Annotated in this window: 21 protein-coding genes, 1 tRNA gene, 1 pseudogene and 1 riboswitch; all 23 genes and pseudogenes read right to left on the reverse strand. The window is 42.1% G+C overall.

Annotation, left to right across the window (positions count from 1 at the left end):
- Positions 1-32: 32 nt before the first annotated feature.
- The 23 genes and pseudogenes from BM294_RS07430 to BM294_RS07545 all read right to left on the reverse strand — a co-directional run bounded on the left by BM294_RS07430 (position 33) and on the right by BM294_RS07545 (position 25,986).
- Positions 33-713 carry a tRNA (adenine(22)-N(1))-methyltransferase gene (locus tag BM294_RS07430; protein WP_091206375.1) on the reverse strand — a complete coding sequence of 227 codons (681 nt, stop codon included), beginning with the start codon at positions 711-713 and terminating at the stop codon, positions 33-35.
- Between the two features lie 2 nt (positions 714-715).
- Positions 716-2,479 carry a DNA primase gene (gene dnaG / locus BM294_RS07435; RefSeq protein ID WP_091206378.1) on the reverse strand — a complete coding sequence of 588 codons (1,764 nt, stop codon included), beginning with the start codon at positions 2,477-2,479 and terminating at the stop codon, positions 716-718.
- Positions 2,480-2,658: 179 nt separating this feature from the next.
- Positions 2,659-3,717, reverse strand: a complete 1,059-nt coding sequence (locus BM294_RS07440) for a deoxyguanosinetriphosphate triphosphohydrolase (RefSeq protein WP_091206382.1) — start codon at positions 3,715-3,717, stop codon at positions 2,659-2,661.
- A gap of 489 nt (positions 3,718-4,206) precedes the next feature.
- A complete protein-coding gene (locus tag BM294_RS07445) occupies positions 4,207-4,575 on the reverse strand; it encodes a RidA family protein (RefSeq protein ID WP_091206384.1) in 369 nt (122 codons plus the stop codon).
- Positions 4,576-4,589: 14 nt separating this feature from the next.
- A complete protein-coding gene (ilvN, locus tag BM294_RS07450; protein ID WP_091206387.1) occupies positions 4,590-5,084 on the reverse strand; it encodes an acetolactate synthase small subunit in 495 nt (164 codons plus the stop codon).
- 10 nt (positions 5,085-5,094) lie between these two features.
- Entirely contained in the window at positions 5,095-6,729 is a 1,635-nt protein-coding gene (gene ilvB, locus BM294_RS07455; RefSeq protein WP_091206389.1) for a biosynthetic-type acetolactate synthase large subunit, read from the reverse strand.
- Positions 6,730-6,773: 44 nt separating this feature from the next.
- Positions 6,774-7,973 (reverse strand): threonine ammonia-lyase, encoded by a 1,200-nt coding sequence (gene ilvA, locus BM294_RS07460; protein ID WP_091206392.1) that lies wholly within the window; start codon positions 7,971-7,973, stop codon positions 6,774-6,776.
- Between the two features lie 179 nt (positions 7,974-8,152).
- Positions 8,153-8,407 (reverse strand): acetolactate synthase small subunit, encoded by a 255-nt coding sequence (gene ilvN, locus BM294_RS07465; RefSeq protein WP_091206395.1) that lies wholly within the window; start codon positions 8,405-8,407, stop codon positions 8,153-8,155.
- Between the two features lie 155 nt (positions 8,408-8,562).
- Positions 8,563-10,221: a biosynthetic-type acetolactate synthase large subunit gene (gene ilvB, locus BM294_RS07470; RefSeq protein ID WP_091206398.1), complete on the reverse strand. Its 1,659-nt coding sequence runs from the start codon at positions 10,219-10,221 to the stop codon at positions 8,563-8,565.
- A 920-nt stretch (positions 10,222-11,141) separates the two neighbouring features.
- Positions 11,142-12,449, reverse strand: a complete 1,308-nt coding sequence (locus tag BM294_RS07480) for an ATP-binding protein (RefSeq protein ID WP_091206405.1) — start codon at positions 12,447-12,449, stop codon at positions 11,142-11,144.
- Positions 12,450-12,868: 419 nt separating this feature from the next.
- Positions 12,869-13,888, reverse strand: coding sequence for a ketol-acid reductoisomerase (gene ilvC / locus BM294_RS07485; RefSeq protein ID WP_091206407.1), 1,020 nt, complete (start codon positions 13,886-13,888; stop codon positions 12,869-12,871).
- A 198-nt stretch (positions 13,889-14,086) separates the two neighbouring features.
- Complete coding sequence (locus tag BM294_RS07490) at positions 14,087-15,466, reverse strand: NAD(P)/FAD-dependent oxidoreductase (RefSeq protein ID WP_091206410.1); 1,380 nt, start codon at positions 15,464-15,466, stop codon at positions 14,087-14,089.
- A gap of 39 nt (positions 15,467-15,505) precedes the next feature.
- A riboswitch (purine riboswitch) is annotated at positions 15,506-15,604 on the reverse strand.
- 79 nt (positions 15,605-15,683) lie between these two features.
- Complete coding sequence (locus BM294_RS07495; protein ID WP_091206413.1) at positions 15,684-16,967, reverse strand: O-acetylhomoserine aminocarboxypropyltransferase/cysteine synthase family protein; 1,284 nt, start codon at positions 16,965-16,967, stop codon at positions 15,684-15,686.
- Between the two features lie 343 nt (positions 16,968-17,310).
- Positions 17,311-17,384, reverse strand: a tRNA-Pro gene (locus tag BM294_RS07500).
- Between the two features lie 264 nt (positions 17,385-17,648).
- On the reverse strand, positions 17,649-18,257 hold the full coding sequence (locus BM294_RS07505) for a vacuolar family H+-ATPase subunit H (protein WP_091206416.1): 609 nt from the start codon (positions 18,255-18,257) through the stop codon (positions 17,649-17,651).
- 20 nt (positions 18,258-18,277) lie between these two features.
- A complete protein-coding gene (gene coaD / locus BM294_RS07510; RefSeq protein WP_091206419.1) occupies positions 18,278-18,763 on the reverse strand; it encodes a pantetheine-phosphate adenylyltransferase in 486 nt (161 codons plus the stop codon).
- Positions 18,764-18,821: 58 nt separating this feature from the next.
- Positions 18,822-19,394 (reverse strand): annotated as a pseudogene (rsmD, locus tag BM294_RS07515) (16S rRNA (guanine(966)-N(2))-methyltransferase RsmD); the annotation flags it as partial.
- Positions 19,395-19,507: 113 nt separating this feature from the next.
- Positions 19,508-21,544 (reverse strand): ATP-dependent DNA helicase RecG, encoded by a 2,037-nt coding sequence (gene recG, locus BM294_RS07520; protein WP_091206636.1) that lies wholly within the window; start codon positions 21,542-21,544, stop codon positions 19,508-19,510.
- Positions 21,545-21,703: 159 nt separating this feature from the next.
- Positions 21,704-23,407: a DAK2 domain-containing protein gene (locus BM294_RS07525; RefSeq protein ID WP_091206424.1), complete on the reverse strand. Its 1,704-nt coding sequence runs from the start codon at positions 23,405-23,407 to the stop codon at positions 21,704-21,706.
- Positions 23,408-23,432: 25 nt separating this feature from the next.
- Entirely contained in the window at positions 23,433-23,792 is a 360-nt protein-coding gene (locus BM294_RS07530; protein ID WP_091206427.1) for an Asp23/Gls24 family envelope stress response protein, read from the reverse strand.
- Between the two features lie 165 nt (positions 23,793-23,957).
- Positions 23,958-24,176 carry a 50S ribosomal protein L28 gene (gene rpmB / locus BM294_RS07535; protein ID WP_091206429.1) on the reverse strand — a complete coding sequence of 73 codons (219 nt, stop codon included), beginning with the start codon at positions 24,174-24,176 and terminating at the stop codon, positions 23,958-23,960.
- A 120-nt stretch (positions 24,177-24,296) separates the two neighbouring features.
- Entirely contained in the window at positions 24,297-24,704 is a 408-nt protein-coding gene (locus BM294_RS07540) for a GerW family sporulation protein (RefSeq protein WP_091206431.1), read from the reverse strand.
- Complete coding sequence (locus tag BM294_RS07545) at positions 24,697-25,986, reverse strand: DUF2953 domain-containing protein (RefSeq protein WP_091206433.1); 1,290 nt, start codon at positions 25,984-25,986, stop codon at positions 24,697-24,699. Before BM294_RS07545 ends, BM294_RS07540 begins: the two co-directional genes overlap by 8 nt.
- Between the last annotated feature and the right edge of the window lie 152 nt (positions 25,987-26,138).

Here is a 26,138-nt window from a genome sequence, read left to right on the forward strand (position 1 = left end):
TAATCCTGGTTCTGATTTAAATAAGTCAGTGATTACTGATAGTGCTTTTCTATCGCCCTTTTACATATCTCGTAGCTTTTTTTCAGTTCATCATTCTGAGTCTTTGAAAGGATGTTCTCATAGCGAAGCTTTTCTTTTTGTAAAAAACTTAAAAGAGTTTCGTCCTTCTCTTTCAAGAGTAAACCGCCATATATGAAATCCTCGTCATTTTTATAATAATCATTAGTGCTTTCACTATCTGACAGAATATTTGCCGATACTGTAAGGATAGTGTAATATTTTTTGTCATCTATAAGCATATTTTCGGAAACGATCTTCATTCCATTGTCTATAAGGAAATGACGGAAATGTTCTATATCCGATTGAGGTGAAAGAACAAATGTATCAAAGTCCTTGAGATGTCCGGTGAGTATCCTTTCCATCAGAAGCCCCCCCATGCCTGCTATGATGACTGTGTCAGCCTCATGAGCTTTAACCCTGGCGAGACCGTCACTTAGTCGCAGTTCCACTTTATCGGTTAACCCCTCAGAAAGGACATTCTGTCCGGCACTCTTCAGGGGTCCTTCATTTACATCGCATGCCAGTGCATGTTTTGCCTTGCCGGATTTGACCAGTTCGATGGCAACGTATGCATGGTCGCAACCGATGTCTGCGACAGTATCAGATGGTGGAACAAGTTCTGTTATTTTTTTTAGTCTGTATGGTAAATTCATCTTTATAGTTTCAGGTTCATAAGATCCGACTGCTGCTTGAAAAGATCTGTGAGACGGTGCGGATCGGTTTCATTTTCTATCTTGGTGTTAAGAGAAGTCATCTTAATGTTTCTGATGATATCCTCAAGCCCTCTCTTAAACTCATATTCGTCGGAATCATCGGATAGGAGATTGCCGTTGAACATAGCTGCAACCTTTTCATACTCGTCATCAGAGTCTCTGAAAGTATCAAGTATTTCATTGGCAGGTGTTTGCTGATATACCATTGAGATGACCTTCTGCATGGTCTCATCACTGAGATCCTCCGGGAGAATATAATTTCTTACACTTGGGATAAGCTCCGGTTTCTCCTGAAGCCAGGTCACAAGCTGCTTCTCTGACTTCTGAAGAGCTGTTTCCTTTTTCGTCTTTTTATCAGCCTTTGAAATGAAATCAGTATGTTTATATATTTTCTCGTTGAGAGGTGACTGCTTTCTTTCACGCAGATCTCCCATGTGATTAACAAGTTTTCTAAGACTGTCGTAGTCTATCATCTGCTCTCTGGCAACAGCCTTTATATAGTTCTCTCTTTCTATAGGCTCTGTTATCTCACTGAGCTTTTCGGCAACGTCATTGGTATACTGTGTCATGCCGGCAGGATCCGACAGATCATAGTCCATCTTCATCACATCTATGAGCCACAGGAAGCTGTTTCTGGCGTTGTCTATGTGTTCCTGAAATGCTTCAAGCCCCATGGCCTTTATGAACTCATCAGGGTCTTTGTAGGGCTTCATATTGATGACTTTCGTATTGATGCCTACTGCTTTCAGCATAGGCATGGCACGTTTCGCTGCATTGATGCCTGCACCGTCTGAATCATATGTCAGAAGAACTTCATTGACATATCTTTTGATAAGCCGGCACTGCTGCTCGGTCAAAGCTGTTCCGAGTGACGCCACTGCATTGGTGAAGCCTGCCTGGTGAAGCTGTATGACATCCATATACCCTTCGCATAGAATGAAGGATTTCTTTCGTGACTTTTTGGCATAGCATAGTCCGAAAAGGTTTCTTGACTTGTCAAAAAGCTTTGTTTCAGGACTGTTTAAGTACTTTGGTTCTCCGTCACCGAGAACACGTCCTCCGAAACCTATGACTCTGTTGTTTGCATCCATGATAGGAAACATAACGCGGTTAAAAAACTTGTCATAAACTCCCTTTTCAGAGAATGTGATAAGTCCTGATTCGTGGAGTATGTCGTCATCAAAACCTGAGGACTTAAGGTACTGATAAAGCCCGTCTCGAGTCTGGTCGGCATATCCGAGACCCCAGATTCTGAGGGTCTCATCCATAAGCTCACGCTTTTTGAAGTAGTTCATACCGGTCTGCCCCTGCGGAGCTCTTAATGCATTGAAAAAATAGACTGCGGCAGTTCTGTTTATCTCAAGAAGTCTGGTTCTTATATCACTTTCTTTTTTCTGTTCTGCAGTTTGTGCCATCTCAGGAAGCTTGTAACCTGTCTCTTCGGCAATTTTACGAACTGCTTCAGGAAACGTCAGATTCTCGTATTCCATGGTGAACTTGATAACGTCTCCGCCCTTTCCGCATCCGAAGCAGTGAAAAATCTGCATTCTGGGATTTACAGAAAATGATGCGGTTTTTTCACCGTGAAACGGGCAGAGTCCAAAGTAGTTGGCGCCTTTTTTCTTTAGATTTACATACTGCCCTATGACGTCAACTATATCCGCCCGGGATCTGACTTCTTGAACTATTTCTTCAGGATAAAACAAATAAATACGCTCCTGTCTAATCTGATTAAACTAAAATTTCAATAAGTAAATGCTGATTACTTAAGTGCTATCTCAGAGCTTTCGGTACCCGTGGTACGGATTTCAAAAAAATGTTGCCTTATATTGATAATCCTGCCGGAGAAACACTTTAATCAGTATTCACCTACGGAAAAATCCGGTCAATACTTCTGCCACCCTATAGGGACAAAATACTCTTTAAACTTATAAATGCAGTAATCGTCAGTCATACCCGCTATGTAGTCGCATACACTTCTTTCGTGGGCCAGCAGGGTCTTCCGTTCCTTGTCGGGATCATCCGTGGCGATACTTGCCAGATTGTTTTCAAGCATGGTTACGTATTCGCCTGTCATGGAATACGGATTCTCCATGTAGTAGTTAAAAAGAAGTCTGATCATGCGATTGACTTTTACTTCTTCTTTTTTCGCTTCGCCACCGATATACACATGATCAAACATCCACTGTCTGAGGGACTGCATCGCCTTTTCTGTAGTTGGGGACATACGGAGTTCATTTCTGCCGTTTGAACTGTATATCACGTCATGTATAAGGTTGTTAAGACGCTCTTTTACAGAATGTCCAAGGACATCGGTGATTTCCTTTGGTATCTCAGATTCACATATAAGTCCGGCCCGGAGAGAATCATCTGTGTCGTGATTGATATAGGCGATCTTATCTGCAAATCGCACAGCCTGACCTTCAAGAGTCTGAGGATGGCCTGATGTGCGGTGATTCAGTATACCATCACGAACTTCCTTGGTCAGATTAAGACCTCTTCCGCCCTTTTCGAGAACCTCTACCACTCTTACACTCTGTTCTACGTGGGAGAAGCCGTTATGGCAAAGTGTATTGAGAACTCTTTCACCACTGTGTCCGAATGGAGTATGACCAAGATCGTGTCCCAGTGCTATAGCTTCAATGAGGTCTTCATTGAGACGAAGTGCCTTTCCAAAGGTACGGGCAATCTGGCTTACCTCAAGAGTATGAGTAAGTCTCGTCCTGTAGTGATCTCCCTCAGGTGCGATAAAAACCTGTGTCTTGTGTTTCAGTCTTCGGAATGATTTGCAATGAAGTATGCGGTCTCTGTCACGTTCATAGCATGGGCGAATGTCATCTGGTTCTTCATATCTGTCACGGCCTTTTGAACGAACCGACAAGGCTGCATAAGGAGACAATGTCAGACGTTCCAGATCTTCAAGTTCTTCTCGTATACAGCTCATATTTCCTCCCATATTATGACGTGAGTGTCAAAAGTATTTGCCACTCACTGATTAGCGCTAACGCACACATTCGTGTGCATAGAGCAGGAATCCTTACAGATTCCTTTGAAGCGCTCAAAGCCGCGTGGCTCCTTTGATTAAAAATCGAAGGCAGATGTGCTGCTGAACACTCAAACCTGGGTTCTTTTGCTGTGCAAAACGACTGCGTTATTCGTGTTCAGGCGGGTCATAAAGTCTCAAATCAACGTGCAAGCACGTGATTTGGTACTGTTGACACTTACATCATATTATAAATATTTTATAAATATAGCATAGCATTTTGAGGCCTGCTCCGCAATAATTTACGAACGTTTGTACATCTAATGAACATAAAAAGAGGCATCACAATGTATGTGATTGCCTCTGAAATGTATCTCTGAACTTGTGTGAGGTAAACTGTACCAGGGTAACGCTGACTAAACCAGCATTTTCACCGGAAAAATGAACTTCTTACAGCTCTGCAATTGCCTCGATTTCACATTTAACACCCTTTGGGATGTCTTTTACTGCAACACATGATCTTGCAGGATTTGATGTGAAGTACTTTGCGTAAACCTCATTAAATGCTGCGAAATCATTGATATCGCTAAGGAAGCAAGTGGTCTTTACAACCTTATCCATTGAGCTTCCGGCAGCCTCAACAAGAGCCTTAACGTTCTTGCAGCTCTGCTCTGCCTGCTCAGCTACTGTCTCTGCAACATTTCCTGTTGCAGGATCAACAGGTATCTGACCTGAACAGAAAACAAGATTTCCAACCTTCATAGCCTGTGAGTATGGGCCGATTGCTGCGGGTGCATTAGTTGTTACAACTTTTTCCATGATATCTCCTATTCTTATTTTTCATCATTTTGTTCTTTGATTTTTGTTATAGCCAGCGTTCCGGTCCTGGCAAGTTCCACGATTCTTATGGATTTAAGTGTATCTAGAAACATCTGAACTCTCTCCGGGGTATCGCACATCTTTATAGTCATCATAGACTTTGACAGATCGACGATACGTGCTCCCATGATCTGGCAGTTTTCCATGATATCCTTACGGTTATCACGATTATAACGTATCTTTACAAGTACCAGTTCCTGACTGATGCCTTCACTTTCATCGAAGGTCTTGACCTTGATTATATCAAGCTTTTTGTTAAGCTGTTTTTCTATCTGCTCAAGGGTTCTTTCGTCACCGCTTGAAACGATAACCATGTTTGAAACTGACTTATCTTCTGTTTCACCAACAGTCAGGGAATCGATATTAAAGCATCTTCTCCAGAAAAGACCGGCGACTTTCGCCAGAACACCGGAACGGTTTTCTACAAGACAGGAATATATTCGTTTCATCCGCTCCTCCTTATGCTATCTCTGATGGATCAACAGTAACTTCCATAAGTACAGACTCGTCATTTGCAAGGAACTCTGTCAGCTTTTCATCCATCTCGCTGTTGTTCGAAAGCTTCAGGTACTTCATCCCGTAAGCATCTGAAATCTTATCAAGCTCGGGACTTCCGGAAAGATCCGTTACCGAGAATCGGTCATTATATGTAAAATGCTGATACTGTCTCACAAGTCCCAGCCAGCCGTTTTTGATGACGGCGATCTTTACAGGCACTCTGTACTGTCGCATGGTTGCAAGTTCCATGAGACACATCTGAAATGCTCCGTCTCCTATAACAGCAACTACCTGTTTATCAGGAGCTGCAAGCTTTGCTCCGAGTGCCGCAGGAATAGAATATCCCATGGTTCCCATACCGCCTGATGTGAAGAACTTACCGTTTCTCATGATGTAGTTACCGCAGCTCCACATCTGATTCTGTCCAACGTCTGCAACGTATATGGCATCATCTTTAAGCTTCTGACTGAGTTCTATGACAAATTCTTCCGGAGTTACTGTTGAAGCCTTTCTGACTCTTTCCAAAAGCTTCTGAAGTTTTTTGTCTTCTGTCTCCTTTTTGTAGGCTCTGAGACGGTCAACCCAGTCCGAATACTCGGAGTCACATTCCTGCTGGTTAAATACTTCAAATACACTGCCGATGTCTCCGACCAGGGGAATCTCAGGGCCTGCATTCTTACCGATTTCTGCAGGGTCTACATCAATGTGAACCAGTGTCTTGTTCTCCGTGATGAGATCCGGCTGGCTAATGCTTCTGTCCGCCACTCTTGCACCTGCCATAATAATCATATCAGCTTCATTCATGGCACGATTTCCGTAAGAGTTACCGTTGTTTCCTACCATCCCGAAGAACATGGGATCAGTTGTTTTCATTACACCGATGCCCATCATGGTACAGACAACCGGTATGCGATTGTTTTCTGCAAACTTTCTTACTGCCTCTTCGGCATGGGCAAGATGAACGCCGCCGCCTACACAGATGATAGGTCTTTTGGCATCCTTAAGTCTTGCAAATACCTTTTTGATCTGAACTGTGTTTCCGTTTACTGTTGGACGATATGTACGAAGTTTAACCTCATCAGGATAACGGAAGTCCTTTATCTGTGACTTTTGGATATCGATAGGGATATCGATGAGAACAGGTCCTTTTCTGCCTGAATTGGCTATGTAAAATGCTTCCTTCATGATGCGAGGAATTTCCTTTGCATCACGAACTATATATGAATACTTAACGAAGGATTCGCAGGCTCCGGAGATGTCAGCCTCCTGAAAAACATCAGAGCCTACCAGATTGCTGTCTACCTGTCCTGTTATCACTACGATAGGAATGCTGTCTGCAAATGCAGTTGCTATTCCTGTGATGATATTGGTGGCACCCGGTCCGGAAGTGACCGCAGCTACGCCGACTTTTCCGGTAGTTCTCGCGTATCCGTTTGCTGAATGTGCCGCATTCTGTTCCTGACGGACCAGAACGGTTTTTATCTCTGTATCCAGGATGCTGTTAAAAAAAGGAGCAATAGCAACTCCCGGATAACCGAAGACATATTCTACCTTTTCATTCTGGAGACATTTAACTAAAGCATCTGCACCTGTCATAAAATGAAATCTCCTTTTTCGTATTATTCAGAATCAGGTAACTGTCAAACCAGTTTAAATCCCTCTTCGACAAACTTGTTTCTGATAGCCTCAATGTGTTCGAAGTTTCTGGTTTCCATCTGAAGTGTCAGATAGCATCCGTTGATATCTGTATCCATCGAGATGGTGTTATGGTCAACCTTAGTGACATTGGCACCCATGGATGCAACGATATGTGATACTTCCTCAAGCTGACCCGGTTTATCCAGAAGTTCGATGGTAAGAGTTGCCTTTCTTCCGGTCTTGATGAGACCTCTGTTTATAACTCTTGAAAGGATATTTACGTCAATGTTTCCGCCTGATACTACGCAGACAACCTTTTTGTCCTTTACAGGGATCTTGTTAAAGAGAACCGCAGCAACTGATACTGCACCGGCACCCTCTGAAACAACCTTCTGCTTCTCCATAAGAGTGAGGATGGCTGCTGCTGTTTCGTCATCTGTGACAGTAACAACTTCATCAACATACTTTGAAACCATGTCATATGTCACATCACCGGGGCACTTTACGGAGATACCGTCTGCGAATGTATGAACTTCACTGAGAGCCTCTACCTTCTTGCTCTTGAGCGCACCTACCATGCTGGCTGCACCTGCTGCCTGAACACCATATACCTTGCAGTTTGGATTGAGTTTCTTTACTACGAAGCTTACGCCTGAGATGAGTCCGCCTCCGCCTACAGGAACTACTACTGCATCGGCATCTGCAAGCTGATCGCAGATCTCCATACCGATGGTTCCCTGACCTGCTATGACATCAACATCATTGAACGGATGGATGAATACTGCGCCTGATTCCTTTTGATACTCAACAGAAGCTGCGTATGCATCATCATACACACCATCGATAAGACGGATCTCTGCACCATAGCTCTTTGTGGCTTCTACCTTTGAGATAGGTGCGATGGCCGGAAGGAAAATGGTTGATTTGATACCTGCACGCTGTGCTGCGAGTGCAACGCCCTGTGCGTGGTTTCCAGCTGAGCATGCAACAACTCCCTTGGCCTTCTCTTCATCAGTTAGGGTTGAAATCTTGTAGTATGCGCCTCTGATCTTAAATGATCCGGTGTTTTGAAGATTCTCAGCCTTTAAGTAGAGATCGCAGCCTGCATCGATTCTGGTGGCATGTACAAGCTCGGTTTTGTTGATGACAGGCTTAAGTACATGTGCTGCCTGATAGACCCTGTCCAATGTTAATTCGTTCATAATTCCTCCCCAATCTTTTGTTTCGGTTTTTGGGTGTTTTCCTGAAGAATAATCTTCTGTGAGAAAGCCTCGAAAATCGTAGAATAATTGATATTATCGCAGAGACCTGTAAGGAATAACAGATATTTTCCCTGCACCCTGCGGGTGTGCATGAGGAAGAAATCCTCCTGCAATATGGTTTAGTCTTCTTTGAATTCTGTTCTCAGATCAACTTTTCTGATGTCATAGAGCTTTTCAAGCTGTGAGATAACCTGAGTTCTCATGTAATCGTCTCCTGTGGAAACGATTTCTATCTTCGTCACACCGGGAACATCTGTCGGGCCGGCGTGTATGGTTTCGATATTGTAGCCTCTTTTTGAGTAAAGACCGGTGATTCTGTTAAGCACACCAAAACGGTTATTTACCCAAAGATCAATGATAAATCTCTCTTCCATGATTAACTCCGTTCTACTGTATAAGATCAAAATCAGGCGGCAGTGAAGACTCTATGTTCACTTGGCAGGAATGCATATATCTGATATGCATTCTTACCTGCTGTATAAGCAATCCGCAGACATTTGCTCAGTTTGTATAAATGAATGTATGACTATCAGTCTCTCAGAATGATACTCTTTATGGACTTTCCTGGCGGAATCATAGGAAGAACCTTTTCGTCCTCACTTATATGACAGTCGATGACGAATGATCCCGCAGGATCCGCATCGGTTTCTTCAAGTACCTTTTCAAGTTCTTCCAGAGTTGATACTGAGTATCCCTTAGAACCGAATGCATCAGCAAGTGCCGAGAAGTTTGTTTTTCTTCCTAGTGATGTCTGTGAATACCTGCCTTCGTAGAAGATACCCTGCCACTGGCGTACCATGCCGAGAACAGTGTTATCAAGGATAACTACCGTTATAGGGAGTTCCTGGCTTACTACTGTGCAAAGCTCGTTGAGATTCATTCCGAAGGAACCCTCTGAAGTGAAAAGAACAGTTCTTTTTCGTCCTGAACCAATGCATCCTCCGATGGCAGCACCGAGACCGTAACCCATAGTGCCAAGTCCGCCTGATGTGAGTAATGTCTTAGGCTGCTCAAAATCATAAAACTGTACTGTCCACATCTGGTGCTGACCTACATCGGTTGCAACAACAGTATCATCTTTGGTATGCTTTCTGACTGTTTCTATGATGTTCTTTGGACAGAACTCACCGGGACGGTCAGGTATGCGGGTCTTCTTGAACTCTTCCACTTCGTCTCTCCACTCTTTGTGTCGAACACCCTGAATGTCTTTGAGAAGATCCTGAAGTATGCCCTTTATGTCACCCTGCAGACAAAAATCCGGACTTACATTTTTTCCAAACTCTGCCTTGTCTATATCAATGTGAATGACGGTACATTTTCTTGTGTACTCACCTATGTCGCCTGTTGCACGGTCTGAGAAACGCACACCGATTGCAAGCATAAGATCACATTCTGCCTGTGCCTTTGTGGCTGCGTACTGCCCATGCATTCCGCACATTCCGAGATTGTATTCGTAGGAATCGGGAAGAGCTGTTCTTCCCATCATACTGAGTCCCACAGGGGCATCCAGACGATGTGAAAGCTCCAAAACTTCCTTTTCCGCACCTGATGCAATCACACCTCCGCCACAGTAGATAAATGGTCTGTGACAGTTTTTAATGGCTTCAAGAACCTCTGACTTAACGTAAGGTACTTTGGGCTTGTCAGGCATTCTCGGAACAACTGCTATTCCGTACTCGCACATGTCGGTCTGTACATTCTTTGGAATATCTATGAGTACAGGTCCCTTTCTGCCGGAGTTTGCTATGAGAAATGCTTCCTTTATGGTCTGCTCAAGTTCCTGAACAGAACGAACCATGAAATTATGCTTGACTACCGGCTGGGTGATACCAACGATATCCACCTCCTGGAAACTGTCGCGTCCGAGAGCGTTAACGGAAACATTACCTGTAATGGCAACCAGTGGCACTGAATCAAGGTTTGCATTTGCAATACCTGTTACAAGATTGGTTGCACCCGGACCTGATGTTGCGATAACAACTCCGGTCTTCCCGGAAGCTCTTGCATAGCCGTCAGCAGCGTGGCATGCGCCCTGTTCGTGAGCGGTTATGATATGGTTGATTCTGTCGCTGTTTTTATACAGCTCGTCATAGATGTCGAGAACTGCGCCTCCGGGATAACCGAATACGGTATCGACGCCCTGCTTTACAAGTTCTTCTATCAGAATCTGTGCTCCTTTTAATCTCATACCTGACTCCTTTATAAGTGATTTATGATGCGAGTAAAAGAACTCATTATGTGAAATGCAACCGGTATCCGGCCGGTACATACATCATCAATAACAGCTAAAACGTAGTGAAATGATAAAAATATTTAGTATAAATCATAAATATAACTATACCACAATAGAGGTTCTAAAAGAATCCCCCGCTTATCTTCAATCTCCCATATTCAATGGTCGATTTCACGTTGGCTGTCATATGTCCGCCTGTGCAAGCACAGCGTCCGCATGACAGCTTTATCGCGAATCTCCCATATTCAATGGTCGATTTCGCGTTGACTGTCATATGTCCGCCTGTGCAAGCACAGCGTCCGCATGACAGCTTTATCGCGAATCTCCCATATTCAATGGTCGATTTCGCGTTGACTGTCATATGTCCGCCTGTGCAAGCACAGCGTCCGCATGACAGCTTTATCGCGAAAAAAAACCTTGCAGTGGTAAAGCTGCAAGGTTTTAAAAACATATCCGTCTTTATATCTCTTGAAAAGCTTTACACAAAAAAGGCACTATTGCGAATCACAATAATGTTCACGAGAATAATAATGACAGATAGAATCACACTGTAATTATTCATGCTTCTTTGCGTTTCCTTTCATCGAAATATATATATAAATTATGCGATTGACACATGCCTAAGTCAATAAACAATAAGTTATAAGAGATATGCTTGTCCGGTTAATGTTTTAACATAGCAGCATTAATCAACGTATCGAATTACTGCAGGGCTCTTCATACAATCGATTATAAACATAGGAAAAAGCTGATTAAAGCGTTTCTCTGAGCGGATTATCGATGCGAAGCATCAACTTCTTTTGAAAATCCGTGTCCCGACGTGGAGGCTCTGTGGAAACACTGATAAAATCAGCGTTTCCACAATACTGATATGTTTATCGCTCCGGATTAAGTGAGTTTATGAACTGTTGGGCAACTCTTCCGGTGTGTCCGCCTTTTCTCACGGACCAGACATTGGCTGCAGCCAGAAGCTCCTTTTCCGGCATATCGATGCCGTGCTTTTTGGCAAGGCTAATGACTATCTGCTGGAATTCCTGGAAGGTCGGCTTTGTGTAGAGGATATTGAGACCAAAGCGGTCAACCAGCGAAAGCTTTTCTTCCAGTGTATCTGAATGGTGTACATCACCGCCATGCCCCATGTCATCACGGTCAGATGTACTTTCCTTTATCAGATGCCTGCGATTGGAAGTGGCATAGATGAGAATGTTGTCCGGTTTCGTTTCAAAACCGCCCTCGATAACTGCTTTCAGGTACTTGTATTCTATCTCGAAATCCTCAAAAGACAGATCATCCATATAAATGATGAACTTATAGTTACGTGTCTTTACCTGAGAGATGACGTAGGAAAGATCCTTAAACTGATGTTTATAAATCTCAATTAGTCTAAGACCTTTAGGATAGAATTCATTGAGAGTAGCCTTGATGGTGGTTGACTTGCCGGTTCCGGCATCACCATACAGTAGAACATTGTTGGCTGCTTTTCCCTCAAGAAATGCCATAGTATTATCATATACCTGCTTCTTCTGGATCTCATATCCGACAAGATCATCGAAGTTCACAGCATCAAGATTGTTTATAGGAATCAGTTCCGGGGCATCATTCTCGTCATTTCTGATTCGGAATGCTTTATTCAGACCAAACATTCCCACACCGTAATTCTCATAGAAGGATGCCATGGCATCGTAGAATGTACTGGGATCTTTTATGTCCATGAGTTTACTTCTCAGACCGTTAACGGCCTTTGAAATGTAGCTGAAATACATTCTTTCATGTTTTTTGACTGCGTTGTAATCCTGCAGTGCTGAAAGACAATTGATGCCAAGAAGTCTTTCAAGGGTCGAAAAATCATAGTGCAGAAGCCTGATGATGAAACTGAAGTCACGCTCGGCAAAATCTGCTGCCGATCCTTCTGGCAGAACTGTTTTTTCAGACACCATAGCAAGCGGATTTTCATCCATCATAAGAAGAAATGTGATATAACCGGCCCACAGATTATCGGTGAAACCATATTCCGTAGCGGTCTCCATGATTCTGTGAACCTGGTCAAAACAGGATGAAAGCAGACTTTTAACCCTTACTTCATCACCCGCTTCAGCTGAATCAGTTATATCGGCGATGAGATTAAGAGTTTCATCATGTTTCACTTTGTTATAAACGATGAGATTTGATAAATATTCTTTCATGGCATTCTCCATTGTAAAACCGCCGGATAAATAAAACCCGGAGATATGGGAAACGCTGATTAAAGCGTTTTCTGGACGGATTTTCAATGCGAAGCATCAACTTCCTTTGAAAATCCTTGCACCGACGCCGGAGGCGCTGAGGAACCACTGATATAATCAGTGGCTCCTTAGTTTTTATCTGCTGCCGGGCTTAATAAATAAAAAAACCGGCGCTATGCTATGCATAACAGCCGGTCTGAAAAACATAGATAGTCTTTCTTGCTATCGTGAAACACTTATAAGTTTGGGTTTCACTTAAATTGTAAACACTGATTATAGCGTTTGTATAACCGGATCTTCATTGAGTCATTTTTACAGACTCTGAAAATCCGGAACTTCGCCGGATGATCAAATATATACTCTGACCAAATCAGCGTGTATTAGTTATTAACAAGCTTATCAGACTCGTTGTTCCAGCTGTAAAGCTTTCTGATCTCTTCACCTACTGTCTCTGTAGGGTGCTGAGCAGCCTTTGCTCTCATAGCCTGGAAGTGAACCTTACCGTTATTCATGTCCTGAAGGAACTCAGATGCAAATGTTCCGTCCTGAATATCTGAAAGGATCTTCTTCATTGCCTTCTTTGTGTCTTCTGTAACGATCTTTGGACCTGTTACATAGTCACCGAACTCAGCAGTATTGGAGATGGAATATCTCATGCCTGCGAAGCCTGACTGATAAATAAGGTCAACGATAAGCTTCATCTCATGTACACACTCGAAGTATGCATTACGTGGATCATATCCTGCCTCAACAAGTGTTTCAAAGCCGGCCTGCATAAGTGCGCAAACACCGCCGCAAAGAACTGCCTGCTCACCGAAGAGGTCAGTCTCGGTCTCGGTCTTGAATGTTGTTTCAAGGATACCTGCACGAGCGCCGCCGATACCGGCACCGTAAGCAAGTGCCATATCAAGAGCATGTCCAGTTGCATCCTGATGGATAGCCACGAGACAAGGAGTTCCCTTACCAGCCTGATACTCTGAACGAACTGTGTGTCCCGGTGCCTTAGGTGCAATCATGGCAACATCAACATCTGCAGGAGGAACGATAAGCTTGTAGTTGATATTGAAACCGTGAGCGAACATAAGCATATCGCCGGCCTTTAAGTTAGGCTCAACATCCTTCTTGTACATACCTGCCTGAAGCTCATCATTGATGAGGATCATGATGACATCCGACTGCTTAACCGCCTCTGCTGTAGGAAGAACTGTAAGTCCCTGGGACTCAGCCTTTGCCTTTGACTTAGAACCTTCATAGAGGCCGACTACTACATCACATCCGGATTCCTTCAGGTTAAGTGCGTGAGCATGTCCCTGAGAACCGTAACCGATAATGCAGATCTTCTTGCCCTTAAGGAAAGATATATCACAGTCTTTTTCATAAAATAATCTTGGTTCTGCCATTTTTAAATCCTCCGATAAAATATAATTTAATGATGATAATGCATATATGCTTATCTCATATTTCGTATCAGTTGCATCCTGATGCGCTTCTGCAAGTTAATACGTTACAGATAAAAAAATTATAAATTTCATAAAATAAAAATGCAATATAAATTATGAAAAACTGTTATAGTATAACTTCATATTATGTATAACCGGTCAGCTTATTCTTTCCGAAATCTCTCTTGCGACAAATACACCGCTTGCCGAAGCATGTGACAGTGAGTGGGTAACACCGCTTCCGTCACCTATAACGAAGAGTTCAGGATAGATGGTTTCAAGGTGCTCATCCACAGATACCTCCATATTGTAGAACTTAACTTCTACGCCATAAAGCAGTGTATCATCATTGGCAGTACCGGGCGCGATCTTATCAAGAGCGTAGATCATTTCCACGATACCGTCGAGTATTCTCTTCGGGAGAACAAGGCTAAGGTCACCCGGTGTTGCTTTCAGAGTCGGGCGGACTGTTCCCTCTTCGATTCTCTTTGCATTACTTCTGCGGCCTCTTTCAAGGTCTCCGAAACGCTGAACGATAACGCCTCCGCCAAGCATGTTGGAGAGACGGGCGATGCTTTCTCCATATCCGTTACTGTCCTTAAACGGCTCAGAGAAATGCTTGCTTACGAGAAGTGCGAAGTTGGTATTCTCTGTCTGCATAGCCGGATCCTCATAGCTGTGACCGTTTACGGTGATGATTCCGTTGGTATTCTCGTTAACAACAGCTCCGTGAGGATTCATACAGAAAGTACGAACCGAATCTTCAAACTTCTGAGTCTTATATACTATCTTTCCTTCGTAAAGTACGTCTGTGATGTCTTCAAATACAACTGCAGGAAGCTCAACACGTACACCGATATCTACACGGTTGGATCTGGTCGGGATATTCATGTCATCACAAACAGTCTGCATCCACTTGCTTCCGCTTCGACCTACTGAAATGACACAGTATTTGCACGATGCCTTTCCGTCCTTGAACTCAACCTCATAGCCGTCATCGAGTTTTCTTACTTTTTCAATCGGAGTTCTGAAGAAGAAATGAATCTTATCCTTCATCTCTTTATACAGATTCTCAAGAACGATATAGTTCTTGTCTGTTCCAAGATGTCTTACGGATGCATCCAGGAGATTAAGCTTATTCTGGATACACTTCTTTTTGAATTCAGAACCTGCTGTGCTGTATAGCTTAGTGCCCTCTCCACCATGAGTCATGTTAATGGTATCAACATACTTCATAAGGTCGATGGCCTTCTCTTTGCCCAGATATTCATAAAGTGTTCCGCCGAATGCATTGGTAATGTTGTATTTACCGTCAGAAAATGCTCCTGCGCCGCCAAAACCGCTCATGATAGAACATGTCGGACAATTGATACAGGATTTGATCTTGTCTCCGTCTATAGGACATTTTCTCTTCTCCAGAGGATTACCTGATTCAAATACTGCTATTTCGAGTTCAGGCTGAAGCTTCATGAGTTCATAAGCTGCAAATATACCTCCCGGTCCTGCTCCTATAATTATGACATCAAATTTAGTGTTCATTTTCTCTCCCCTCAAAAAAACAAGCTGCCGTTGACAATACCTTACGACAAAAAAAGTCATAAGGTGCTGTTAACGGCAGCTTGTGGAAACGCCCAACCATATAATGGGCATATTATGACGATGAAATTTTACGTTGTTTGCGACTTATCGTCAAGGATGACTTAAAGGTTATTTGTCACAAAATACAAAAGTAAAATTAGTGCAATATTGATGTATGTTAAGCTTTCTGTGAAGCCTCAAGTGCCTGTCTGAGATCATCCATGATATCATCTGCATTCTCTATTCCGACAGAAAGTCGAACCATATCAGGTCTTACGCCTCCTGCAAGAAGTTCTTCATCAGTCATCTGTCTGTGTGTTGATGATGCAGGATGGAGAACGCAGGTGTGTGCATCAGCTACATGAGTTGCGATAATGGCAAGCTTTAAATGCTTCATGAACTCTTCCGCAGTTTTACGTCCACCCTTTACACCGAAAGAGATAACTCCGCAGGTGCCGTCAGGCATGTACTTCCTGGCTCTCTCGTAATATTTATCTCCCGGAAGACCCGGATATGTAACATACGAAACATTTGGATTGGACTGAAGGAACTCAGCCACCTTCTGAGCATTCTCGCAGTGTCTCTGCATTCTGACTGCAAGTGACTCAAGACCGAGATTCAGGATATAGCAGTTCATAGGTGATGGTATAGCTCCGAAATCACGCATAAGCTGTGCTGTTGCCTTTGTGATAAATGCTTTTTCCTTTCCGAACTTCTCGGCATATGTGATGCCATGATATGAATCATCCGGTGTGCAAAGTCCCGGGAACTTATCAGCGTGGGCCATCCAGTCAAACTTTCCGGAATCAACGATAACTCCGCCTACTGTGGCATCGTGACCATCCATGTACTTTGTGGTTGAGTGAGTTACGATATCGGCACCCCACTCGAAAGGTCTGCAATTTATGGGAGTTGCAAATGTATTGTCTATGATCAGAGGAACTCCGTGCTTGTGAGCCGCCACAGCAAAGCGCTCAATGTCAAGAACTATAAGTGCCGGGTTGGCAATTGTTTCTCCAAAGACAGCCTTTGTGTTTGGCTTGAATGCCGCTTCCAGTTCTTCATCGCTGCAATCAGGATCAACAAAAGTGAAATCGATACCCATCTTACGCATGGTCACATTAAAGAGATTGAAGCTGCCGCCGTAGATGCTTGATGAGGCTACAACGTGATCTCCTGCATTCGCAAGGTTGAATACAGAAATAAATGTTGCTGCCTGACCGGAGGATGTGAGCATGGCTGCGGTACCGCCTTCAAGGGCAGCAATCTTCGAAGCAACCATGTCATTGGTTGGATTCTGAAGTCTTGTGTAGAAGTAACCTTCTGCTTCGAGGTCAAAAAGCTTTCCCATGTCAGCGCTGGTATCGTACTTGAAGGTTGTGCTCTGGATGATTGGAATCATACGTGGCTCACCGTTCTTGGGTGTGTAGCCGGCTTCGATACATTTTGTTTCCTTTTTCATTTGCTTGAAGCTCCTTTGAATTTATGAGTAGTTGGCAGCATTGAGAATATGTTTAACATTGTTACCGAAGATACAGGTACATTGATTCTCACGTACTGCATTTGATCGAAAGTAATTAAACTATCTTCATGATAATCTTTTATACTATCAATTTGAGTTATGGTCTTTGAGACCGCTACGGATTTAATGATAACTCATATAAAGCATAATTTTAATTAGATAATAACTATAACGGGTAATAGTGAGAGGCTAGTACAAATGAATGAAAATAAATAATTTAATAAAAGTTAGAGCCGGGCACAAAAAAAGAGCTTTGGAAAAAATCCAAAACTCTTTTGCTTAGTCGATGCGACAAGATTCGAACTTGCGACCTCTGCGTCCCGAACGCAGCGCTCTACCAAGCTGAGCCACGCATCGTTTTTTGCAAGTGAAATCTTAGCAGACCAGTTAGTACATGTCAAGTTCAATGTAAAAAATCATGAATTTAATATCCGGATTTAATTAAGAAGAGTACGTCCGGGTATGGATAATACAATGTAAGGCTCTGTCAAATTCGGGCGATTGTGATGAAATGACATTATTACACATGGCATCTGTATTCATTCCACTGCATAAATTAACAGAGCACCTCATTATGTATGAAGTACTCTGTTTTAGATGAATTAAAATATTGATCGATGATTACTGCTGATACTCATCCTGTGCAGAATAATCATCCTGATATGAGGCATCCATCTGTGACTGTGGAGCCTGGATAGCATTATTGAGCTCTCTTCTGTTGTTTACCACAACATTGTAAGTGTTCTGCATGCTGTCCTGAAGCGCGTGGAATCTTGACTGCTGTTCAGCGATAGAATTGCTCATAAGTGCTTCGATGGAAGCAAGTATGGAATCAGTATATGAGATTGCGTTTGTCTTGATGCTGTTGGCTTCTGCAGTAGCATTGGCAAGGATCTGATCTGCCTGTACCTGTGCCTGCTGAACAAGTTCATTAGCCTTGCTGTATGCCTGCTGCATGATCTCGTTCTCTGATACCATCTCTTCAGTCTGCTGCTTGGCATCCTGAATCATGCTTTCTGCCTGATTCTTGGCATCTGCAAGGATGGCATCCTGCTGTGAAATGATTTTCTGATACTTCTTTATCTCATCAGGTACTCTGAGACGAAGTTCTACTAAAAGCTCTTCCATCTCCTCTTTGTTAACAAGAATCTTTGAATTTGAAAGAGGCTGATATTTGCAGCTGTCAATGTACTCTTCAATCTCACCGATTAACTGTTCAATTCTGCTCATATATTTAATCCACCTTATATCTACTTTATATTTTTATATTTTAATTTGATTTGCTTCTCTACCTCTTCGGGCACGAATTCATGGATGGCTCCCCCGTAGCTTGCGATTTCCTTGACTGTACTGGAGCTGAGATATGAATACTTGAGATTAGTTGTAAGAAAGATCGTATCGATATCAGGAGCGATGACTTTGTTGGTTTGTGCAAGCTGCAGTTCGTATTCAAAATCCGTTACTGCACGCAAACCTCTGACTATTATCGTTGCATCGCACTCACGCGCAAAGTTAACAGTCAGACCTCCGAAAGATTTCACCTCCACATTTCCATGATTTCTGGTCAAATCTTCAATCATTCTAACACGTTCTTCCATCGAAAACAATGGAGTTTTTGTACTATTGACGAGTACTCCTACGATGAGTCTGTCCACCATCTTGGACGCTCTTTCGATAATATCCAGATGACCATATGTGACCGGATCAAAAGAACCCGGATAAATACCTGTTATCATAATAAATCTTCCTTTTAGGCTTATATTTATAGCATGTTAAATAAGACTGTGTAAACACTTATGCCATAATTCTTTTTTTGAAGAATACGTGTTTATTGGTTTTATATGTTTTCTCTCGCTGGAGATCGTAGCCCATTGCCTCAATCTCATCTGTGAGATCATCATTCAGATCAGCCTCGATAACAAACAAAGTGTTCTCGTCAACATAGTCCATATCATGCATAAGCTGCATGGCCTTACGTTCGAATCCCTTATTGTATGGAGGATCCATGAAAATAACGCCAAAATGATATCCCTTACCGTTGATTCTGTTGATGGCAGACATATAGTCGGTTGAAAGAATAAGTGACTGTTCGTTAAAATGGCAGTGGTCAACATTTTCCTGAATACACTTGACTGCTTTTGGATTGTTTTCTACAAAAACAGCTCGTCTTGAGCCTCTGGATAATGCTTCTATGCCTATGGCTCCTGATCCTGCAAAAAGATCCAGAAAATCTATTCCCGGAACTTCGAACTGAAGCATGTTGAAAAGTGTTTCCTTTATACGATCAGTCGTAGGGCGTGTGTCTATAGAATCAATAGTCTTCAAAAGAAGTCTTCTTGCACTTCCTGCGATTACTCTCATGTTATTTCTCCTTTTATGGTGTTATTGTCAAAAGACGATATCAAATTATTCCGCATCCCGGGGTCATAAAATGCGTCCTTGTTCGCTCTCCATGAACACCGGTACGATGTAATAATGTATCAGAGTACATAACTTTCTTCAAGATAAAGCTCAAGTCTTGATCTCAAAACCTGATTTTCTTCTTCATTTAGTTCTGGATCTGACCTCAAAACATAGACTGCATCTTCAGATGCTTTCTTAAGAAGCTCCTTGTCCTGATATATATCGGCAATGTTAAAGTCCAGTGCTCCGGACTGTCTTATACCAAAGATATCACCGGGACCTCTTAACTTCAGATCCTCTTCCGCGATATGGAAGCCATCGTTCGAAGAAGCAAGTATCTGAAGTCGTTCCTTGGATTTCTTTGAATCTGCCGAATCTACGAAGATGCAGTAGCTCTGATATCCGGATCGTCCTACACGGCCTCTCAGCTGATGCAGCTGTGCCAGTCCGAAGCGTTCTGCATTTTCAACCATCATGACAGTTGAATTGGGAACATCTACACCGACTTCCACAACGGTTGTCGAAACCAGAATGTCTATCTCTTTATGCAGAAATCTGTCCATGACTGCATCTTTTTCTTTCGGCTTCATCTTTCCGTGAAGCTTTTCGATAGATACTTCCTTTGGGAATACTTTTCTAAGTTTCGTAACATAATCTGTGACATTCTCAAGATCCAACATATCATTTTCTTCGACCATTGGACAGATAATATAGGCCTGTCTTCCTTTTTTTATCTCATCGTAAATGAATTTATAGGCATTTTTCCTATAATCGGTATTTACAACAGCATTTTTGATCGGAAGTCTGTTGGACGGAAGCTCTTTGATCTGACTGACTTGCATATCCGCATACAAAAGTATGGCCAGTGTCCTTGGTATAGGAGTAGCCGACATCACCAGTGTATGAGGATTTTTACCTTTCCCGCTGAGTGTCTTTCGCTGGTTTACACCGAATCTGTGCTGTTCGTCTGTAACAACAAGAGCAAGATCATCGTATTCTACAGCATCCTGAAAAAGAGCATGTGTTCCGATGATAATATCGGCTTCATGACTCTTTATCTTTAGATAAGCCTGCTTTTTTTCTGAGGCCTTTAGTGAACCTGTTATGAGGACAACATTAAGACCAAAGACATTGTCATCGATGATCTTTTTGAGCTTGTCATAGTGTTGTGAAGCCAATATCTCTGTAGGAGCCATGATTGCTGCCTGGTGACCATTTAAAGCTGCTTCAAGGCAAGCTATGAAGGAGACGATGGTTTTGCCGGAACCGACATCTCCCTGAAGCAGACGATTCATGATAAAGCCTGATGACATGTCACTACGGATGTCAGACACGGCCTGTTTCTGCCCTTCTGTCAATGAAAATGGCAGGGCTTTGATGAATTCGTCTATACGTTTTGATTTTTTTATAAGAAATGCTGACTTCAGTTCTTCTGTACTGTTTTTTTTCTTTACCAAAGCAAGAGAAAAAAGGAACAGTTCATTGTAGGCCAGCCTCTCGCGGGCCTTCCTGAAGTCATCCATGGACTTTGGCAGATGTATACCTGATATGGCCGCCTTCATATCAAGTAGTCCCCGATTGTACCTTATGGCAGAAGGAATGAAATCGGGGCGATACTCGGCAATTTCAAGAACCTGTCTGACAGCTTTTAGTATTGCAGTATTGGAAAGTCCTTTAACCTGACTGTACACAGGCTCAAGAGTACCGGTTTTTCCGGAATAATCCTGTGGTGTAAAGATCTTCGGCTGATTCATGGTCTTCTGCCCTTTGTAGGTTCCTGTTTTACCCATAAATACAAATACAGATCCGGATTTCAGAGTATTCCTTAGAAAAGGTGCATTGAACCAGGTGAGCTTCATTTTGCCGCTGATGTCATGTATATATACAGTTGTCATGTTAAGACCATGAAGATTGATGACGGAGGCATCCTTTTCCACTATACCTTTTACAGCCTGAATCTCACCTTCATTGATAGCTTCGATGGGAACGGGCTGATCGTAATTCAGATAAGTGTTTGGAAAAAAATACAGGAGATCCTGTATTGTGAATATCCCAAGCTTATTAAAAAGCTTTTCTGTTTTAGGGCCTATGCCCTTTAAATCGGTCAATGTCATATTTTTTAAACACCAATGCTTGAAATTCAGGTCAAGAGTATAAAAACGCTCCTGAGAAGTCTCAGGAGCGAATGCTTCAAATAAATAAAAGTGATAAAAACAGTTCAAAACTAAGGACACACTGATCATATCAGTGTTATCTGCTTTTATTCCATAGATTTATTCAACGGATATGAAGTAATAGTAAATAGGCTGTCCACCGTACTGAAGCTCAGTTTCTACTGAAGGATACTTGTTTCTGATAGTGGATGCAATCTTTTCAGCGTCCTCTTCCTTTACATCTTTTCCGTAATAGATGGTAACTATCTCGGATTCACTGTTTACCATCTTTGAAACTGCTTCGGAAATAGCATGATCGATACTCTTCTGTACAGAAAGAAGTCCGTCATCACCGATAACCATGATGTCGTTTTCCTCTATAGGATGTCCATCGATGGTGGTATTACGTACTGCATATGTAACCTCTGCTGAATTGACGCACTCTGATGCATCCTTCATGGCTTCGTAATTCTCTTCTGCTGTCATATCAGGGCTGAAACTGATCATGGCCGATATGCCTTGAGGTATAGTTTTTGTAGGAACAACGATGATGGTCTTATCCTCAATGATATCCTTGGCCTGATTTGCTGCAAGAATGATGTTCTTGTTGTTTGGAAGAACAAATACAGTCTTGGCATTTACCAGATTACATGCATTTAATATATCTTCAGTAGAAGGGTTCATGGTCTGTCCGCCTTCGATGACATAGTCCACACCTACACCCTTAAAGATTTCAGTGAGACCCTCTCCTGCTGAAACAGAGATGAATCCAAAGTCCTTTGCGGGACCAAGATCCTTAGGTGCCTCTTCTTTTTCTTCGGCCTTTTCCTTCTCGGCAATCTTTGATGCGTCCTTAATAAGAACTTCATTGTGTTCGAGACGCATATTGTCTACTTTCATCTTGGAAAGGAAGCCCATGCTGAGGCCTTTTTCAAAAGCGTTACCCGGATGATTTGTGTGTACATGAACCTTGATGATGTTTTCATCTGAGAAACATACAATGGAATCACCAACACCGTTTAGCCACTCTCTGAGACTGTCAACTTCTTCGTCGGTAAATTCATGATCTCCGTTAACCATGAATTCGGTACAATAACCAAACTTTATGTCAGCAGTGGAAATCTCTCCACGTGATTTTCGCTCAGTTACAGGAACTGCTGCAGAAGATGGATCAACTTCAGAAAGATCGATATCGATCTTTTCGCCCTTGACAGAAGCAAGTGCACCTTTAACTACAGTCATAAGACCCTGTCCGCCTGAATCCACAACCCCGGCTTCTTTAAGTACAGGAAGCATATCAGGTGTTTTTGCAAGTACTTCATCACCATATGCGATGACTTTCTCAAGCATTGTAATGGTATCATCGTCAGAAACAGACAACTCTGTGATACGATCTGCCATTCCCTTGGCAACAGTAAGTATGGTACCCTCTTTCGGCTTCATAACAGCCTTATAAGCAGTTTCAATAGCTCGATTGAATGCTCTTGCAAGTACAAGATTGTCGATTGTGCCTGCAGAAGCATTTTCACGGATTTCTTTTGTGAAACCACGAATCAGCTGACTCAGGATAACGCCTGAATTTCCTCTGGCGCCACGTAATGATCCGCTGGCCATAGCCTTGGCAACATTATCGATGGTTGGCTCGGAAATAGCAGCCACTTCACGTGCAGCTGACATGATTGTCATAGTCATATTAGTTCCTGTATCGCCATCCGGTACAGGGAATACATTGAGTTCGTTGATGTAATCTTTATTGGCGTTAAGATTGCTGGCGCCGGCAAGAAAAGCATTTTGCAATGCTTTTGCATCAATTTGATTACCCACAGGTAATTCCTCCTTTAAACTACTGTCAGTCGATCACTCTTACACCTTCAACGAAGATATGAACATCTTTAACCTTCATGCCGGTGTATTCTTCAACTTTGAATCTGACATTTTCAATTAGATTGTCAGCAACAGCTCTGATGCTGACCCCGTATGCAACGATAATGTGGAAATCAAGAGATATTTCGTTATTCTCAATATTTACCTTGATGCCCTTGGTAAGGCTCTCACGCTTAAGAAGCTTAACGAGTCCGCCAGACTGGTAAGAAACCTTAGCCATACCAACGATACCAAAACACTCTATAGCGGTAGTTCCTGCATAGGTAGCAATAACATCAGGATCGATCTGAATTTCACCCAGTTTGGATGCAATTGTTCCTTTCATATAGTACCTCCAGAAAAAATTTTATATATCATAATAAAGCAAGCCTCATTATAGCATATAAACTGTAACGATGCACTCTATCTTTGGCTTTGCTGGTATGCATGAAAAAAGGGTATTACGAAATGATCGTAATACCCTGTCATACATCAATTAGACGATCCTGCATCAAGCGTTTGCTTCTACAGTCTTAGATGTACCGATTGCACGCTGTACTTTGCCTGATCTTAAGCAGGAAGTACATACATACATCTTCTTTGTACCGCCATTTACCATAACTCTAACAGACTTGATGTTAGCCTTCCAGACCTTGTTTGATCTTCTATGTGAATGGCTTACCTTATTTCCGAAGTGAACTGCCTTCTCACAAACTGCGCATTTTGCCATGGTTGCACCTCCCTTTCACAATAATCGAATCAGTTTTCCTGAATTCGCGACTCAAATATCCTAGCAAAAAACAACAAATAATGCAAGTCTTATTTGATTAAAAATGAGATTTTTATTTTATTAAAATTCAGATTTTTTTGCCATATCCTGTGCAACGATTTCTGCCTTTTTGGAAACTCTGCTACCACCGGTTATTTTGTCAATGGTATCAGGCAGCATATCAAGAATTTTGGTAAATGCATCCTGATTCTTAATATTAATAAGCTTGCAGTTTCCATTTTGTAAAATCAGAACTGCTGTTGGGGTGATTTTTGAACTAAGAGCACCGGCCCCACCGTCGCCCTTTCCTCCGTTCTGAGGCTTGGCAAAACCGCCCGCACCCATTCCACAGCTTACTTCAATGAGTGGAATCAAAGTGGCATCCCCGACTTTAACAGGTTCACCTACTACTGTTTTTGAATTGACAAATCCATCCATTCCCTGAAACAGAGAATCGAGAATATCTTTAACATTGTTTTGGTCAGCCATCGGTGTCCTCCTTAAAATGATTTATGACAACTTGTCGTATTCTTTTATTTAAAAACATGTCTATAAGAGCTATCAAAAGATGAATAAGCCTTATATGACCTTTGAAATATACATCTCCGGTGAGTACAGATCTGTCAAACACAGGTTCAATTGTTAAATTCTCTCCATATAAAGGATACAGAAGACTTATATACATCAAGGCACTTCCTGTAGAAGCCGGATCATCCGAACCATATGTGATGTTACCGTTTAGTTTTCTGAAGCGATAATGCTTAAGCATATATTTGGTATCCTTAAGTATAAGCCTTACAGCTTTCTGATTTTCTTCATCATTTATATGGGCTTTGAAAACTTTTATCTTCTTGGAAACTCTATCTATTTTATCAATTAAAGAATTAAATTTCCCGTTTATTTTTTCCGAAAATGATGTTTCAGCCGAGGTATCTTCAGATGCTTGAGCTGATGTATCATTAGAAAATTCTGCTGATGGATTCGAGGATGATTTTACTGTAGATTCTTTAGAATACTCTGTTAATGTATCAGCAGTTGATTCTTTGCAGGATAGTCCGCTTGCTGCATCTCCGGATGCATTATCCGGTTCGTTTTTGCAGTATTCCGTTAATCCGTCCGTAGATAATTTTATCGATGCATCTCCTGACGATTCAGCTTTTATATCTGCAGTTGATTCAGTTAAGGTATCTGATGCTGAATCTTTTGAAACATCGCCCTCAGATTTTGATTTGACTGTCTGGCCGGAATCCATGATATCTTTGGTGGTATTGTATTCATTGGCTGGACTCTGATTAATACTCTGTGAGGAATTATCATCCTGCTTGGAAACTATAGTAGATACCTGCCGATTTATTTTTTTTGATTCTTCTATAGTACTGATACCGTCTGATTCGGTTGAAATTTTATTATTTTCAATTGAATCATCTTTTTTATCTGCTGTTTTGGCATCATCTTCCGATACGTCATAAGATTCATCGGAATCGGAAGATATATCATCATTTTCGTTATCATTTGAATCTATGAGCTTTAACCATAGAAAATCAAGGCTCATTTTGAATCCTTCAGGGTCATACAGTGCATTAAATCTAAGTGCTTTAAACAGCCAACCGGCTGTGAATGTCAGGCGATAATCTTCAGGTGTTTCCTTTTTGTAGCTTTTTGACTGATAACGTATCGGGACTAATAGTATTGCGCCTAAAATAATAAAAATAAGCAATAAAAAAACGAGGAGTACAATGCCTATGACCTTTAGTATTGTCAGGACAATCATTCATGCCTCCTCGTTTAGTGATTATTATAATTAAATGACGTGAGTGTCAAAGGTGTTTACCACTCACTGATTAGTGCCAACGCACACAATCGTGTGCATAGAGCAGGAATCCTTTCAGATTCCTTTGAAGCACTCAAAGCCGCGTGGCTCCT

The sequence above is a fragment of the Oribacterium sp. WCC10 genome (genome assembly GCF_900113415.1).
In the GTDB taxonomy this organism is placed as follows: Bacteria; Bacillota; Clostridia; order Lachnospirales; family Lachnospiraceae; genus Oribacterium.

Bases quoted from the DNA above. Each gene is read 5' to 3' on its own strand.
- BM294_RS07430 (WP_091206375.1), bottom strand. From the start codon at position 713: ATGAATTTACCATACAGACTAAAAAAAATAACAGAACTTGTTCCACCA.
- BM294_RS07440 (WP_091206382.1), bottom strand. From the start codon at position 3,717: ATGAGCTGTATACGAGAAGAACTTGAAGATCTGGAACGTCTGACATTG.
- BM294_RS07445 (WP_091206384.1), bottom strand. From the start codon at position 4,575: ATGGAAAAAGTTGTAACAACTAATGCACCCGCAGCAATCGGCCCATAC.
- ilvN (WP_091206387.1), bottom strand. From the start codon at position 5,084: ATGAAACGAATATATTCCTGTCTTGTAGAAAACCGTTCCGGTGTTCTG.
- ilvB (WP_091206389.1), bottom strand. From the start codon at position 6,729: ATGACAGGTGCAGATGCTTTAGTTAAATGTCTCCAGAATGAAAAGGTA.
- ilvA (WP_091206392.1), bottom strand. From the start codon at position 7,973: ATGAACGAATTAACATTGGACAGGGTCTATCAGGCAGCACATGTACTT.
- ilvN (WP_091206395.1), bottom strand. From the start codon at position 8,407: ATGGAAGAGAGATTTATCATTGATCTTTGGGTAAATAACCGTTTTGGT.
- ilvB (WP_091206398.1), bottom strand. From the start codon at position 10,221: ATGAGATTAAAAGGAGCACAGATTCTGATAGAAGAACTTGTAAAGCAG.
- BM294_RS07480 (WP_091206405.1), bottom strand. From the start codon at position 12,449: ATGAAAGAATATTTATCAAATCTCATCGTTTATAACAAAGTGAAACAT.
- ilvC (WP_091206407.1), bottom strand. From the start codon at position 13,888: ATGGCAGAACCAAGATTATTTTATGAAAAAGACTGTGATATATCTTTC.
- BM294_RS07490 (WP_091206410.1), bottom strand. From the start codon at position 15,466: ATGAACACTAAATTTGATGTCATAATTATAGGAGCAGGACCGGGAGGT.
- BM294_RS07495 (WP_091206413.1), bottom strand. From the start codon at position 16,967: ATGAAAAAGGAAACAAAATGTATCGAAGCCGGCTACACACCCAAGAAC.
- BM294_RS07505 (WP_091206416.1), bottom strand. From the start codon at position 18,257: ATGAGCAGAATTGAACAGTTAATCGGTGAGATTGAAGAGTACATTGAC.
- coaD (WP_091206419.1), bottom strand. From the start codon at position 18,763: ATGATAACAGGTATTTATCCGGGTTCTTTTGATCCGGTCACATATGGT.
- recG (WP_091206636.1), bottom strand. From the start codon at position 21,544: ATGACATTGACCGATTTAAAGGGCATAGGCCCTAAAACAGAAAAGCTT.
- BM294_RS07530 (WP_091206427.1), bottom strand. From the start codon at position 23,792: ATGAAAGGAACAATTGCATCCAAACTGGGTGAAATTCAGATCGATCCT.
- rpmB (WP_091206429.1), bottom strand. From the start codon at position 24,176: ATGGCAAAATGCGCAGTTTGTGAGAAGGCAGTTCACTTCGGAAATAAG.
- BM294_RS07540 (WP_091206431.1), bottom strand. From the start codon at position 24,704: ATGGCTGACCAAAACAATGTTAAAGATATTCTCGATTCTCTGTTTCAG.
- BM294_RS07545 (WP_091206433.1), bottom strand. From the start codon at position 25,986: ATGATTGTCCTGACAATACTAAAGGTCATAGGCATTGTACTCCTCGTT.